Here is a 14,557-nt window from a genome sequence, read left to right as displayed (position 1 = left end):
ACCTCCCCGCGGGGGGGGGGTTACCCGCCCCCCCGGCCCCGGCCGCCCCGCCTCCCGCGCAGCGCGCGGGAGGCGGCCCCCTGCACGTCAGGCCCGGCGCAGCCGCTCGTGGGCGGGCCGCGTCATCATGGACGGTCACGGCCCGGCAGCCGGTCGCGGTTCGTCCGGCGGCTCGCGCTAATGTTCCGCAAACGGAACCCTTTCTGCGAGGAGGAGCCACATGACGTCCCAGGAAGACACAGCCGGCCGGTCCGTACACGCGGGGTCCGCCTCCCTGGCCGGGCAGGTGGCGATCGTCACGGGTGGCTCGGCGGGGCTCGGCCGGGCCATCGCGCAGGGGCTGGCCTCCGCCGGCTGCACGGTGGTGCCGGCCGGCCGGCGGTTGGCGGCGTGCCGGGAGGCGGCGGCCGAGATCACCGCCGCGACCGGCGTCGCCGCCACGGGCATGGCCTGCGACGTCACCGACGAGCACGCGGTCCAGGCTCTCGTGCGGGACGTCGTCGCCGCGCACGGCCGCCTGGACGTGCTCGTGACCAGCGCCGGGATCCAGGCCCGCGGCGAACTGGCGACCCTCGACGCCGCCACGCTGCGCCGCTGCCTCGACGTCAACGTCGTCGGCACCTTCCTCGCCTGCCAGGCCGCCGTGCCGGTGATGCGCGAGGCCGGGTACGGCCGCATCGTCACCCTGGCCAGCGCTCTCGGGCTCGTCGGCGCCGCGGGCAGGGCGGGCTACGCGGCCAGCAAGGGCGCGGTCGTCCAGCTCACCCGCAGCCTCGCCGTCGAGCTGGCGGGCACCGGCATCTGCGTCAACGCCCTGGCCCCCGGCCCCTTCCGCACCCCGCTGAACGAGGGCGTCGAGGACGACCCGCACGTGCGGGAGTTCCTCGACCACCAGGTCCCCATGAGGCGCTGGGCCGACCCGGGCGAACTCGTCGGCGCGGCGGTGCTGCTGGCCGGTCCGGCGGCCTCCTACCTCACCGGCGCCGTGCTGCCGGTCGACGGAGGCTGGACCGCCCACTGAAGGCGTCCGGCCGCTGTCTGATCCCACGAAGCCCGGGGTGCTCTTTGGTGTCCCGCACGATTCGGTCCCGCCGCACAGTGCCGTAGCGTCACCGTGACACTTGAGCATTCGGAGGGCCGGCACGTTGATCGCGATCAGGGAACTCCATGGGATCGCGGAGTTCGAGCAGGTCAGTGAGCTGTTCGACGGGATCTGGCACTTCGACCCGGACAGCCGGCCGATCACGGTCGAGCTGATGCGAGCGATGTCGCACGCGGGCAACTACGTGGCCGGCGCGTACGACGACGCGGGCCGCCTGGTGGGCGCCTCCGTCGGCTTCTTCGGGGCGGGCAACACGTTGCACTCCCACATCACCGGCGCGGCCGGCGGCCACGGCATCGGCTTCGAGCTGAAGCTGCACCAGCGCCGCTGGGCCCTGGAGCGCGGCATCGACCGCATCACCTGGACCTACGATCCGCTGGTGCGCAGGAACGCCCACTTCAACCTGGCCAAGCTGGGCGCCCGTCCCGAGGAGTACCTGCCGAGCTTCTACGGCGTCATGACCGACGCCATCAACCAGGGCAGCGACTCCGACCGCGTGCTGGCTTCCTGGTCGTTGTCGGCGCCGCACGTGGCGGCCCTGGTACGGGGCGAGCCCGGCCGGCGGCCCCTCCCGCCGGACGCCGCGATCGTGCTGGCCGACGAGGACGGACGGCCGGTGACGCGTGACAGCGACGCCGCCACCCTGCTCGTGGCGCTGCCGGAGGACATCGAGGCGCTGCGCGTCGCGGACCCCGGAGCCGCCAAGGCGTGGCGGCTGGCCGTCCGGGAGGTCCTGGGCGGCCTGCTCGTGGAAGGCGGCGTGGTGACCGCCTTCCACGACAAGGCGTTCTACGTGGTGGAGCGGCCCAGCCTGGGCACGGCCTCCAGCAGCGACCGGGTGTAGTCGTGGGCGGGGGCGCCGACCACTTCCTCGGTCGGCCCCAGCTCCACGATGCGCCCCTGGTGCAGCACCGCGACCACGTCGGAGACGTAGCGCACCACGGCCAGGTTGTGCGAGATGAACAACATCGACAGGCCCAGCTCGTCGCGCAGCCTGCGCACGAGGTTCAGCACCGAGCCCTGGACGGACACGTCCAGGGCGCTGGTGATCTCGTCGGCGACCAGCAGGTCGGGCTCGGCGCCCAGCGCCCTGGCGATGGCCACGCGCTGACGCATGCCGCCTGACAGCTCGCGCGGGTAACGCGTGGCCACCTCGGGCGGCAGGGAGACGAGCGACAGCAGCCGCTCGACCGAGCCCTTGCCGCAGCCCTCGGCGATGGACGCCCCGACCTTCATCCGGGGGTCGAGCGAGGCGTAGGGGTCCTGGAAGACCATCTGGACGCGGCTGGCGCCGGTGATGGTGCCGGTGTGCGGCACCAGGCCGCTCACCGCCCTGGCCACCGACGACTTGCCCGACCCCGACTCGCCGACCAGCCCGACGATGGACCCGCTCGGCACCTCCAGGGTGATGTCGTCGACGGCGGTGAACGAGCCGAACCGCACCGTCAGGTTCTCGATGATCATCAGACCTCCCAGCAGGCGACCTGGTGCGCCTTGCCGTACGACGTCAAAGGGGGACGCTCGCCGGCGCAGCGGGCCGTGGCCAGCTCGCAGCGGGCGGCGAAGGCGCAGCCGTCGCCCACGTCGGAGGGCGCGGGCTGACGGCCGGGGATGCTGGCCAGCGGCAGCGACCTGTCGGTGTCCATGTCGGGCAGCGAGTCGATGAGCGCCCGCGTGTAGGGGTGCGCGGCGCCGGTGGCCAGCAGTTCGACCGGAAGCTGCTCGACGACGCGGCCGGCGTACATGACGACGACCACGTCGCACAGCTCGCCGACGACGGCGATGTCGTGGGAGATGAACAGGGCCGCCGCGCCGGTCTCGTCGGTGACCTCGCGCAGCAGCTTGAGTATCTGCCGCTGCACCGTCACGTCGAGGGCGGTGGTGGGCTCGTCGGCGATGAGCAGCCTGGGGGTGCCCATGAGGCCCATGGCGATGACGGCGCGCTGCCGCATGCCGCCGGACAGCTCATGCGGGTGCCGGCGCGCCACCCGTTCGGGCGCGGGCAGGTGCACGTGGCCGAGCCGGTCGACGGCGCGCCGGTGGGCCTCCGCCTTGCCGGCGCCCTGGTGCACGATCGCGACCTCGGCCAGCTGGCCGCCGACCTTCAGCGCGGGGTTGAGCGAGGCCATCGGGTCCTGGAAGACCATGGCGAGCGCGGTTCCGAGCTCCTTGGGCGACATCTCGGAGATCTCCTGGCCGGCCAGCGCCAGCCTGCCCGCCGTCACCACGCCCGGGTACGGCACCAGCCCGCCGATCGCGGCGGCGGTGAGGCTCTTGCCGCTGCCCGACTCCCCCACCAGCCCGGCGATCTGCCCGGGCGCGACGGTCAGCGACACCCCGCGCACCGGCGTGACGCCGCCGGGGAAGGTCACCGTCAGGTCCTTGACCTCCAGCACCGCCTCGGGGTCCGGCTCGCCGGGGGCGGGCGGCGCGGCAGGCCTGGCCTCGCGCGTGTGCACGGCGGTGCGGGCGGCGGCCTTGGCCAGCGCGTCCCCCAGCAGGTTGAAGCCGATGCCGGCCAGCGCGACCGCCAGGGCGGGCCCCAGCGCCACCTCGGGCGTGACGTAGATGCGGCCGAACCCGTCGAACAGCAGCCGCCCCCAGTCGAAGGCGGGCGGCTGCACGCCGAGGCCCAGGAACGACATCCCGGCCAGGCCCAGCAGCGCGCCGCCGAGCGCCTGGGTGAGGTTGAGGATGAGCGGCTCGGCGATGTTGGGCAGCACGTGCCTGGTCAGGACGCGCATGCGCGGCACGCCGAGCATCCGGGCGGCCGCGACGTAGTCGGCGCCCGCGACGGTCGCGGCCAGCGTCTGGGTGAGCCGGGCGAAGCCGGGGGCGATGGCCACGCCGATGCCGAGCACCGCGCCCTTGGCCCCGAGCCCGGCGACCACCGCCGTGAACATGGCCAGCAGCAGGCCGGGGAAGGCGACGAGCGCGTTGACGGCGCCGGTGACGAAGCGGGCGCCGCGCGGCGGCAGCACCGAGGGCAGCGCGCCGAGCACGGTGCCGACGGCCGCGCCGAAGAGTGTGGCCGCCAGCGCGAGCAGGAGGGAGAACCGGCCCGCGACCAGGACCCTGGCCAGCAGGTCGCGTCCCAGGTTGTCGGTGCCGAGCGGATGGGCGGCCGAGGAGCCCTGCAGGATGGCGCCCGCGTCGATCTTCTCCGCCGTCGCGCCCCAGATCGGCGGGCCGACGACGGCCAGGACCACCATGAGCGTGACCAGCACGGCTCCGGCGACGGCGGCCGGGGTGCGCAAACGCATCAGTTTTCCTTGATCTTGGAGGTGGGGTCGAGCGCGCCCAGGATCAGATCGACGGCGAGGTTCACGACGAGCACGATCGCGCCGTAGACGAGGATGACGCCCTGGGCGACGGGATAGTCCTTCTGCGTGATCGACTCGACGATCTTCAGGCCGAGCCCCGGCCAGGCGAAGACGTACTCCACCAGGACGCTGCCGGCGATCAGCGAGGTGAGCAGCAGGCCGCCCACGGTGAGCGTCGCGGTCAGCGTGTTGGGCAGCACGTGCCGCAGGTGCAGGCGGGCGGCGGGCAGCCGTTTCGACCGGGCCAGCCGCACGTAGTCGGTGCCGAGCTCGCGCAGGGTCTCCACCCGGGAGATGCGGGCGATCATCGCGATCGGGCCGATCGCCAGCGCGGCCACCGGCAGGACGTACGACATCACCCCCTCCTTGCCGGCCGGCGGGAACAGGCCCAGCCCGATCGACAGGACCGCCACCAGCGCGATGGAGTAGAGGAACTCCGGGACGGCGACGGCGGTGCCGGTGACCGAGCTGAAGGTGATCTCGGTGCCCCGGTTCCTGCCGTTCTCCGTGCGGATGGCCGCCCACATGCCGAGCGGCACGGCCAGCAGCAGCGCCACCACGGTGGCCAGCAGCGCCAGGCCCAGCGTGTTGGGCAGCCGGGCGGCGATGACGTCGCCGACCGGCTCGCCCGTCAGGAACGAGGTGCCGAAGTCGCCGGTGAAGATGTGCCCGACGTAGGCGGCGAACTGCTCGGGCAGCGACTTGTCCAGCCCGAGCAGCTGCTTGCGGGCGTTGACCAGCTCGACCGGCGCGGCCGGGCCGAGCGAGGCCCGCACCGGGTCGCCGGGGATGAGATGGATCATCGCGAACGACGCCACGAGCAGCACCGCCAGCGACACGACGAAGCGCACGAGGCGCCGTACAGACACTCAGCCTCCCTGGGTGAGGCGGATCGTCGAGGGCAGGAACAGACCGGCCGTGGTCCGGAAGGCGGCGCCCTTGGTGGACGTCAGCGTGTTGATCTCCACCACGGGCACCAGGTCGGCGTTGTCGAACAGGGCCGACTCCGACTGCTCCCACTTGGCGCAGCCCTCGGCGCCGGTCAGCTTGCCGGCCTCGGCGACCAGCCGCTCGTACTCGGCGTTCTTCAGGTGGGCGAAGTTGGCGCCCTTGGGGGCGGCGGGGCCGGACAGGAAGCCGACCAGCTGCGAGGGCAGGGTGACGCCGATGGGCAGCCAGACGACGTCCCAGTCCTGGGTGGCGTTGAGCGACTCCGACAGCTTGGTGTCGATGACGCCGTTGAGCTTCACGTCGACGCCGATCTTCTTCCACGCCGCCGCCATGTACTCGGCGGCGGCCACGATGCCGGGGCCCTTGGTGGTGGCGTACATGAAGCGCAGGGAGAGCTTCTTGCCGTCCTTCTCCCTGATGCCGTCGGCCCCGGCCTTCCAGCCGGCCGCGTCCAGGGCGGCGGTGGCGGCCGCCGTGTCGAAGGCGGGCACGTGACCGGTGACGGTGTCGCCCTGGCACGGGCGGGGCGGCGCCACGAGCCCGGTGGGCGGCTTGCCGGTGCCGCCCGAGGCGATGCCGCCCAGCTCCTTCATGTCCAGCGCCTGGGTCAGCGCCTTGCGGACGGCGGGATCGTGGCCGGGCCTGTCCTCGCCCTGGTGGTAGAAGAACTGGCCGTTGCCCTGCGACTCGATGATCTTGCCGAGGGCGGGGTTGGCCTCCAGGCGGGTGCGGTCAGGGCCGAAGAAGGTGGCGGCGTTGAGCGAGCCGGCGAGCAGCAGGTTGGCCGCCGTCTGCTCGTTCGGCACCACCTTGAGCACGAGCGTCTCGGGGATGTCCTTGGCGGTGCCGCCCTCGGGGCCCCAGGTGTACTCCCGGCGCGCCTTGAAGGTGTAGTGGTCGCCGGGGACGGCCTCGGTGAGCTGGTACGGGCCGGTCCCGGAGGTGGCCCGCGCGATGAGCGAACGGTCCTTGACGGCCTTGCCGCAGACGATGAACAGCAGCCGCGAGCTCTCCAGGATGAAGCTGAACGGCTCGGGCGTCGACAGGGTCACGGTGCCGGCGGACTCGTCGGCCTCGGCCTTCATGCCCGCCGGTACGAGCACCCCGTAGATGGGCGACTTGGTGGCGGGGTCGGCGACGTGGTTGATGTTCTCGGCGACGTCGGACGGGGTGAGCGTGGAGCCGTCGGAGCAGGTGACGTTCTTGCGCAGGGTGTAGGTCACCCGGTCGGGCTTGACGTCCCACTTCTCGGCCAGGGCGGGGACGATCTTGCCGTCCGCGGAGATGGAGACCAGGGTGTCGTAGGCCACCGACAGGACCTGGTTGGTGACCGAGAGCACGCCCATGGCGGGGTCGAGCACCCCGGGGTCCGCGCTGATGGCGGCGGTGAACGTGCCGCCCGTGACAGGCTTGCCCGTGCCGCCCGCCGTACCTCCGCCGCTGCCGCACGCGGCTGCTAGCAGGGCCAACGCGGTGAGCACCGCTGTCTTCTTCATGGCGACTCCAGGAGAGCGTGGGGTGGTGACCCACATTCGTCCCTCTCGGCCCGACCTTCTTCGTCGCCCTTCACAAAAAGCGCGGACGACCTCGTGCTAGCGTCCGAAGATCCGCATCTGCAGCATCACGGTGAGTCGCGCGTCGGGGTCGGACAGGTCGAGCCCGCTGATCTCGGTGAGCCGTTTGAGCCGGTAGCGGAAGGTGTTGGCGTGCACGTGGACCTGCGCGCAGGCGGCGTTGACGTCGCCGAACGCGTCGAGATACGCCCGCAGGGTGGCCACCAGCTCGCTGCCGTGCTCGGCGTCGTGCGCCAGCAGCCGCTCGTACGGGCCGGTGGGCACCTGCTCCTCGGCGGCGACCACGTCGGAGACCTGGAGCAGCAGCGACTCGAAGTGCACGGCCGTGTAACCGGCGACCTGGCCGGCCTGGCCGCGGGCGCGCAGCACGCGCAGCGCCCGGTCGGCGTCGGCGCGGGCCCGCGCGACCTGGGAGAGGTTGGCGGCCAGCCGGCCGACCCCGATGTTGGCCGCGTGCCGCGGCCCGACCCGGGCCAGGAAGGACTCGGCGACGCGCACGGCCCGCGTCTCCTCGTCGCCGCCCGAGCTCAGCGGCAGGACGGCGTAGGCGACCGAGCCGATCATCGCGGCGGCCGCCTTGGGATGGATGGCGCCGACGTGCAGCGCCAGGGCGTCGCAGAAACGTTGCCGGTCGCTCTCGGCGCGCGCCGGGTCGGCCGCGTCGCCGTCGGCGAGCTGGGCGGCCAGCACGCACAGGCGCTCGGTGGCGATGCCGAGCCGGCCCGCGGCGTCGGCCGCGTCGGAACCGCCGGCCAGGACCGTGGACAGCAGGTCGGCGCGCAGCCGCCGCTGGGTGTCGGCCCCGGCGCGCTCGCGCAGCAGCTGCAACGCCACGATCTTGGCCGCGTCGGCCAGGGCGCGCTCGCGCTGCGGGGTGAGCGGCTCGCGCACGGCGACCCAGATCGAGCCGAGGATCTCGTCCCCGATCCGGACGGCCACGGCCGCCCGGTTGATGCTGTCGCCGTCGAGCTCGATGTAGATCGGGTCGCGGCTCTGGTAGAGCTTCTTGAAGAAGCCGCGCTCGTCGAGCATGCGCTGGAACCGCTCGGGCACCTGACGGCCGAGCACGGTCTCGACCCGGCCCGGGTCGGCTTCGTCCTGCCTGCCGGAGAAGGCCAGGACGCGGGTCGACCGGTCTTCGATGGTGACGGGCGCGTCGAGCAGCGCGCAGACGGCGTTGGCCAGCGCGAACAGATCGCCCTGCGGCCCCTTCTCCGGCATGGCCAGGTCGCCCTCGGCCAGCAGGGAGCGCAGCAGCGCGGCGACCTGCGACCAGGACGCGGCCCTGGTCAGCCCGAGCACGGCGACGCCGGTCTCCAGGACCTTGCTGCGCACCTGCTCGTCGACGTCGACCGGCAGCTTGACGACGATGCCGCTGGCCTCGCGGGCGGCGTCGAGCAGGCCGCAGATGGCGGTGGCGCCCTGCACGCCGACGGCCAGCAGCAGCCCGCCCGGCGGCACGTACAGCTCGTCGAGCGGGTCGTAGATGTGCACCCCGGTGACCTCGGTGTCGAGGTCACCGGGCGAGGCGGCCACGTCGAGGACCGTGCTGCCGAGGTCGAACAGGATCCGCTCAAGGCTGGCACGCGGACGGCTGTTCATCCGCTCACGATAGTCGACGTAGACCGTCATCAGCCGCGCAGGTGCTCGACGGCGAGACGGGCGGCCGCGCCGATGGCGGCGTCCGCGGCCGGGATGCGGAAGGCCAGGTCGTCGCCGTGCAGGAACACCGCGACGGCGTACCGGCCGCCGTCGGGGTACTCCACGACGCCCGCCTCGTTGCGCACGCCCCACAGGGTGCCGGTCTTGGCCGACACGCGCACCTCGTCCGGGAAGCCTGAGGAGAGGCGGTGCGGCCAGATCTGCCTGCTCATGATGTCGCGCACCTCCGCGCACGCCTCGGCGGCGCCCGCCTCGTCGCGCCAGACGAGACCGAGCAGGGTGGTGATCTCGCGGGGCGTGCCCGCGGTGGTCCGTTCCGGATCGCGTACGGCCAGCGCCCTGATCCGCTCCTCGGGGATGCCGGCCACGTCGATGGTGCCCAGCTCCTCGACCACGGACTCGAACAGCGTCGCGCAGCCGCCGATCAGACGGGTGCGCCTGAGCCCGAGTCCCTCCAGCGTGGCGTTGACGCGGTCGAGGCCCACCCGGCGCAGCAGCACGTCGGTGGCCGCGTTGTCGCTCATCGACATCATGAAGTGGGCCAGGTCGCGCAGCGTCAGCGACACGTCGTCGGCGCAGCCCGAGGTGCCGATGCCGCCGTCCTTGTCCGCCGCGGTGACGGTGAGCCGTTCGGTGCGGTCCACCTCGCCCGCCGCGGCCTGCCTGGCGTACTCCAGCAGGATCGGCAGCTTGAACACCGAGGCCAGGACGACCGGGGCGTCCGGGTCGAGGCCGATCTCGGCCTCGCCGTCCAGGTCGCGGGCGTGCACGAAGCCGCGCACGCCCGCCGCCGCGAAGACCTTCCGCGCGTCCTGCTCAAACACGCGGGACCGCCCGGCCGTTGTGCAGGTGCGTGGCGACGCCGTCCCGCACGACGAACGTGACGGTGTCGTGCCTGCCCTCCTCGGGCTGCTCGGCGATGAAGGTGTCCTCGGCGAGGTGGACGTACCTGGCGGTGGTGCCCTGCTGGCCCATGCTGGCCATGAACGCGCCGGGGATCAGGGTGACCTCGACGCCGTCGCCCGCCGCCGAGACCTCGTAGGCCAGCTGCGGCCCCTCGTACCGGCCGGCGTACGGCGCGGGGTCCACGGCGCGCGGCTGCTCCGGCGGGGCGGGCAGGTCGGGGGCCGCCAGCCCGCCCTCCCTGAGCAGCGGCAGGAGCAGGTCGTTCATGACGCCGAAGAAGTTGCCGCCGTTCACGCTCATCGCGATCGCGTACGAGCCGTCGTCGGCCACCCGCCAGAACGTGCTCTGGCCCGGGGTGCCGCCGTCGTGGCCGTAGGCGCCCCAGGTGAACAGCTCGAAGCCGAGCCCCCAGTTGGCGGCCATCAGGCCGGGCACGCCCGGCACCGCGGCCTGCGGGGTGCGCATCGCGGCGACGCTCTCCGCCGACAGCACCCTGGTGCCGTCCTCGGCCAGGCCGTCCGCGGCGAACATGCGGCCGAACCGCACCAGCTCGCGCGGGGCCAGGCACAGGGTGGCCCCGGCGGGCGCGTTGGAGCGGGGCATCTGCCACTGGGCGAAGACGTCGTTGCCCGGCCCGATGTGCCCGGCCGCCGCGCGGAACAGCACGGCCTCCTCGGCCAGCAGCGCCGCGTGGGTGGCGCCGAGCGGCTTCAGCAGGTGCTCCCGCATGGCCTGCTCCCAGGTCGTGCCGCGCAGCCTGGCCACGATGGCGCCGAGCACGCAGTAGCCGGCGTTGCAGTACGAGAACAGCTCGCCCGGCTCGTGCACCTTGCCCGCGCCGTGCAGGTAGGCCACGAACTTGTCGAGGCTGTCGTCGCCGCGCCCGGTGTCCTCGAACAGGTCGCCGTCGAACCCGCCGGTGTGCGTCAGCAGCTGCCGGACGCTGATCACGGCGTCGTAGGACAGGGCGAACTCGGGCAGGTACGCCCCGATCTCCTCGTCCAGGTCGAGCAGGCCCTCCTCGGCCAGCTGCATGATCAGCGCGGCCGTCCACACCTTGGTGGTGGAGCCGACCTGGAAGACGCTGTCGGGGGTGGTCTCCACGCCGGTGTTCCGGTTGACGACGCCCGTGGCGGCCTCGTGCAGCCGGCCGCCGGTCCACACCGCGATGGCGGCGCCGGGCACGTCGTGGGCCTTGGCCGCTTCGTCGAGGCGTTTCTGCAGGTCCATGCGGTCTCCTCAGGCGATCTTGGGGGTGGCGCGGACGCCGAGGTGGAAGTAGGGCGAGCCGTCGTCGAGCTGGTAGAACACGCCCGAGACCCAGTCGGGGTCGCCCTCGCGGCGGCCGACGAAGGTGACGTCGTCGACGGCGACGAGGTCGAGGTCGAACGGCTCCTGCAGGGCGGCGAGCGCGCCCGTCGACTCGACGCGCAGCCTGAGCGCGCCGTCGTGCACGGTGGCGGTCATGCGCGCGCCGACCCGCTCGTAGACGCCGGCGTACCGCTCGACGTCCACCTGCACGGGGGTCGCCGGCGGGCCGAGCACCGGCGGCACGGCCAGGCCGTCGAGCTCGGCGAACAGCTCGGTGGCCACGGCGTGGGTGAGGGCGCCGCTGTGGCCGCCGTTGGTGGTCACGCACACGACGGTGCCGGTGTCGGGCACGACCCAGAGCATGGCGTGCTGGCCGATGGTGTTGCCGCCGTGCGAGATGACGCGGTGGCCGGACCACTCGTCGAGGATCCAGCCGATGCCCCACTGCCTGCCCAGGGTGTGCGGGTTGGGGATGTCGACCTGCGGCTCCCACATCGCCCGCGGGTCGTCCAGCAGGCCGCCCTCCAGGTGGGCGCGCCCGAAGGCGACCACGTCACGCGGACGGGCGCAGATGAGGCCGGCCGGGCCGCACGAGCGCATGAGGCCCCACACCGGGGCCGCCTTGCCGTCCTCGACGTGGCCGTGCGCGGCGCGGAAGCGCAGCACGTCCTCCGGCAGCGTCCAGGTGTGGGTCAGGCCGAGCGGCTCGCAGATGTTCTCGCGGAGTATCGCGTCCCAGGTCTTGCCCTCCAGCACCTCCAGGATGCGCCCGGCGATGACGAAGCCGGAGTTGCAGTAGGACTGGGTGGCGCCGAGCGGGTGGTTCTGCGCCAGGTCGGCGCAGGCCTCGACGTACTTCTGGATGCAGTCGTCGCCGCGGCCGGTGTCGAGGAACAGGTCGCCGTCGATACCGCTGGTGTGCGACAGCAGGTGCCGGACCGTGACGGTCTTGGTCACCTCGGCGTCGGCGACCCGGAAGCCGGGCAGCAGCTCGGCGACCGGGGTGTCTAGGGTCAGCCGGCCGCGCTCGACCTGCTGCATGAGCAGGGTGGCGGTCCAGACCTTGGAGACCGAGCCGATCTGGAACAGGGAGTCGGGGGTCGCCTCCACGCCGGTGTCGACGTTGAGCACGCCCGCGGCGAACTCGTGCAGCTCCCCGTTGTGCAGGTAGGCGAGCGCCGCGCCCAGGACCTCGTACTTCTCGATCAGTTCGGCGAGACGCTGACCCATTGATCCAGCCACGCGAGGATCCTTTCGTTGTAGTCGAAGCGGTGTGAAGGCCGTCCGTTGAGGATGAACAGGTGTGAACCACCGGGATACCGGACCAGGCGGACCGGCACCCGGCGCTCGCGCAGCGCCTCGAACCACTGCTCGGCCTGGCCGATCGGGCAGCGGTCGTCCGACCCGCCGTGCAGGATCAGGGTCGGGGTGACGACGTCGCCGGCGTACGTGATCGGCGACTGCTCGACGAACTCGTCCCTGACCTCGTGCTTGGCCAGGAAGTAGCCGAGGTCGGCGGTGCCGAGCATGCTGCGCAGGTCGACCACGACCCCGCCGGGGACGGCGGCGGCGAAGCGCCCGGTCCTGCCGGTGAGCCAGCAGGTCATGTAGCCGCCGTAGCTGTAGCCGGTGACCGCCAGCCGGGCGGGGTCGGCGACGCCCTCCTCGACCAGGACGTCGAGCGGGGTCAGGAAGTCGTGCTCGTCCGACAGGCCCCAGGCGCCGGCCGTGGCGGTGTAGAAAGCCTCGCCGTACCCGTCGCTGGCCCGCGGGTTCACCAGCAGGACGGTCCAGCCCTGGGCGGCGAGCGCCTGGTGGTAGAGGTGCACGCCGTCGAAGACGGGCGCCCAGGCGTTGTGCGGGCCGCCGTGGATGTCCAGCAGCAGCGGGCCCGGCTCGGTCAGCGTCTCGTCGCGCAGCACGAACGCCTCGACCGGCGTGCCGTCGGGGGCGGTGAAGGTGCGGCTGCGCGCCTGGAACAGCTCGACGCCCTCGGGGGCGTGGTCGGTGAGTGCCTCGCCGTCGAGGTAGACGTCACCGGCGCTGCGCGGCGTGGAGGCGACGTAGGCCACCCGTCCGGCGGCGACGCTGACGCCGGCCACGTTCCGGTCGGCGTCCACGATCCGCTCGGCGAGGCCGCCGGGGGCCAGCCGGTACAGGTGGGTGAATCCGCGGTCGCGGACGCAGAACAGCAGATCGTCGCCGTTCATCGTGGGCGTCGCCCCCGGGTAGCCGGGCGCGCCGATCATCACGTTGCGGTCGAGGCCGGTCTCGATCTCGGCGAAGTCATCCCCTTCCAGGGCGAACAGCCGGGTGTGCCCTTCGGGCACTCCGCGGTAACCGGCCACGACCCAGCGGCCGCCCAGCCACCAGACGCCCGCGCAGATCACGCCGTCGCCGCCCGCGCGTTCGAGCGCGCCGTCCTGCTTGGGCTCGACCAGGTAGAGGCCGCCGCAGATGTCCAGGTCGCGGTCGGGGTCCAGGCCGGCGGTGAAGGCCAGCAGGCCGCCGTCCGGGGCCCAGGCGGGCGCGCCGGCGTGGAAGTCGCCCGAGGTCACCTGCGCCGAGGCGCCGTCCTCGACGTCGACGACGAACAGGTGCGTGGTCAGGCCGCGCAACAGCCCGGCGCCGTCGGCCTTGTACTCCAGCGTGTCGATGACGATCGGCGCGTTCTCGTCCACCTCGCCGGACGGCCCGGCGTAGGCGATGCGGGTGCCGTCGGGCGACCAGACGGGCACGCCGGCGCCCAGCGGCGCCGAGGTGAGGACGCGCGGCTCGCCGCCGTCCATGGGCAGCAGATGGATCTGCGGCGGCCCGCCGGCCGGGCGCAGGAAGGCGAGGGTACGGCCGTCGGGCGACCAGCGGGGGGCCGCGCCGGTCGCCAGCCTGCGCGGGGCGGCGCCCGGGGTGGCCAGCCAGATCTCGGTCACGTTGGCGTCGGACTCGCGGTCCGCCGTCGTCAGGGTGTAGGCGACGGCGGAGCCGTCCGGACGCAGCTGTGGATCACCGGGTACGGCCAGGCCGTACAGGTCGTCGAGGGAGAGGCGGCGCATGACCGAACGCTAGGCCAGGTCGCCGCCGTCCTCTTCATCGTGGACGACGAATAGCGTCTGAGACCTTGTGCCCGGGGCCAAAGCGCCCGGGCCACCCTTCTATCGTGTCGCGATGTTCTCCCGCTCGGCCCGCTCCCTGATCAGTTCCTCGACCGCGCTCGGCAGCGTCGTCTCGAAGTCGATCAGCTTCACCCACGTCGGGGTGACGACGATCCGGACCATGCCGTCGTAGAGCGAGCGGACCTCGGCCTCCCACTCGACCCGCTGCTCGGGCGTCATCTTGTACGAGCCGTTCATCTGGAGGAACTCCTCCGGGATGCCGTCCACGACGTCCAGTTCGGCGCGGCCGCGGATCAGCAGGATCTTGGGCGGGTGCACCTCGGTGTCGATCGTCAGGGCGACCGCCGGGTTCGCGCGCAGGGCGGCGAGCTTGGGGGCGTTCTTCGTGGTGCACATGACGATCTCGGAACCGTTCCAGGTGAACGAGATCGGGACGTTGCGCGGCGTGCCGTCCTTGGCCACGTACGCCAGCCGGGTCACGTCGCGGGCCAGCAGCTCCCGGCTGATCGGCCGGTCCAGGATCTCGGTGATCTCGTTCGTTCGCATGGTCGTCCCTTCAGGGTCGTCTTCGTGTTCCGGCCCTGGGACGGAGCCGCCTGAGGGTTCTCGACATCC

Annotated in this window: 12 protein-coding genes; 2 read left to right on the top strand and 10 right to left on the bottom strand. The window is 72.8% G+C overall.

Annotated elements, in window-relative coordinates; all coding sequences use genetic code 11:
- Window positions 1-220 precede the first annotated feature (220 nt).
- Together ABT158_RS39845 and ABT158_RS39840 are read left to right on the top strand one after the other, a co-directional pair.
- The gene (locus ABT158_RS39845) at window positions 221-1,021 is read left to right on the top strand and encodes an SDR family NAD(P)-dependent oxidoreductase (RefSeq protein WP_352362684.1); all 801 of its coding nucleotides are present in this window, start codon (window positions 221-223) and stop codon (window positions 1,019-1,021) included.
- A 100-nt stretch (window positions 1,022-1,121) separates the two neighbouring features.
- Window positions 1,122-1,946, top strand: a complete 825-nt coding sequence (locus ABT158_RS39840) for a GNAT family N-acetyltransferase (RefSeq protein WP_352362682.1) — start codon at window positions 1,122-1,124, stop codon at window positions 1,944-1,946.
- Here the strand turns inward: ABT158_RS39840 and ABT158_RS39835 are convergent.
- The 10 genes from ABT158_RS39835 to ABT158_RS39790 form a co-directional block, all read right to left on the bottom strand.
- Window positions 1,892-2,566 (bottom strand): ABC transporter ATP-binding protein, encoded by a 675-nt coding sequence (locus ABT158_RS39835; protein ID WP_352362680.1) that lies wholly within the window; start codon window positions 2,564-2,566, stop codon window positions 1,892-1,894. The two genes, ABT158_RS39840 and ABT158_RS39835, sit on opposite strands and share 55 nt — an antisense overlap.
- The gene (locus tag ABT158_RS39830; RefSeq protein ID WP_352362678.1) at window positions 2,566-4,365 is read right to left on the bottom strand and encodes a dipeptide/oligopeptide/nickel ABC transporter permease/ATP-binding protein; all 1,800 of its coding nucleotides are present in this window, start codon (window positions 4,363-4,365) and stop codon (window positions 2,566-2,568) included. The genes ABT158_RS39835 and ABT158_RS39830 overlap by 1 nt, the downstream gene beginning before the upstream one ends.
- Window positions 4,365-5,294, bottom strand: coding sequence for an ABC transporter permease (locus ABT158_RS39825; RefSeq protein WP_352362676.1), 930 nt, complete (start codon window positions 5,292-5,294; stop codon window positions 4,365-4,367). The genes ABT158_RS39830 and ABT158_RS39825 overlap by 1 nt, the downstream gene beginning before the upstream one ends.
- A complete protein-coding gene (locus ABT158_RS39820; protein WP_352362674.1) occupies window positions 5,295-6,872 on the bottom strand; it encodes an ABC transporter substrate-binding protein in 1,578 nt (525 codons plus the stop codon). It lies immediately after the preceding gene.
- 96 nt (window positions 6,873-6,968) lie between these two features.
- Window positions 6,969-8,552, bottom strand: a complete 1,584-nt coding sequence (locus ABT158_RS39815; protein ID WP_352362672.1) for a PucR family transcriptional regulator — start codon at window positions 8,550-8,552, stop codon at window positions 6,969-6,971.
- A gap of 29 nt (window positions 8,553-8,581) precedes the next feature.
- On the bottom strand, window positions 8,582-9,436 hold the full coding sequence (locus tag ABT158_RS39810) for a serine hydrolase (protein ID WP_352362670.1): 855 nt from the start codon (window positions 9,434-9,436) through the stop codon (window positions 8,582-8,584).
- The gene (locus ABT158_RS39805) at window positions 9,429-10,748 is read right to left on the bottom strand and encodes a serine hydrolase domain-containing protein (protein WP_352362668.1); all 1,320 of its coding nucleotides are present in this window, start codon (window positions 10,746-10,748) and stop codon (window positions 9,429-9,431) included. The genes ABT158_RS39810 and ABT158_RS39805 overlap by 8 nt, the downstream gene beginning before the upstream one ends.
- A 9-nt stretch (window positions 10,749-10,757) precedes the next feature.
- The gene (locus tag ABT158_RS39800) at window positions 10,758-12,071 is read right to left on the bottom strand and encodes a serine hydrolase domain-containing protein (protein WP_352362666.1); all 1,314 of its coding nucleotides are present in this window, start codon (window positions 12,069-12,071) and stop codon (window positions 10,758-10,760) included.
- The gene (locus tag ABT158_RS39795) at window positions 12,035-13,882 is read right to left on the bottom strand and encodes a S9 family peptidase (protein ID WP_352362664.1); all 1,848 of its coding nucleotides are present in this window, start codon (window positions 13,880-13,882) and stop codon (window positions 12,035-12,037) included. Before ABT158_RS39795 ends, ABT158_RS39800 begins: the two co-directional genes overlap by 37 nt.
- A gap of 99 nt (window positions 13,883-13,981) precedes the next feature.
- Window positions 13,982-14,488 (bottom strand): pyridoxamine 5'-phosphate oxidase family protein, encoded by a 507-nt coding sequence (locus ABT158_RS39790; RefSeq protein WP_352362662.1) that lies wholly within the window; start codon window positions 14,486-14,488, stop codon window positions 13,982-13,984.
- Window positions 14,489-14,557: the final 69 nt, after the last annotated feature.

Source organism: Nonomuraea sp. NPDC001636 (assembly GCF_040298265.1).
GTDB lineage: Bacteria > Actinomycetota > Actinomycetes > Streptosporangiales > Streptosporangiaceae > Nonomuraea.
This window is presented reverse-complemented; position numbering and strand designations above follow the sequence as displayed.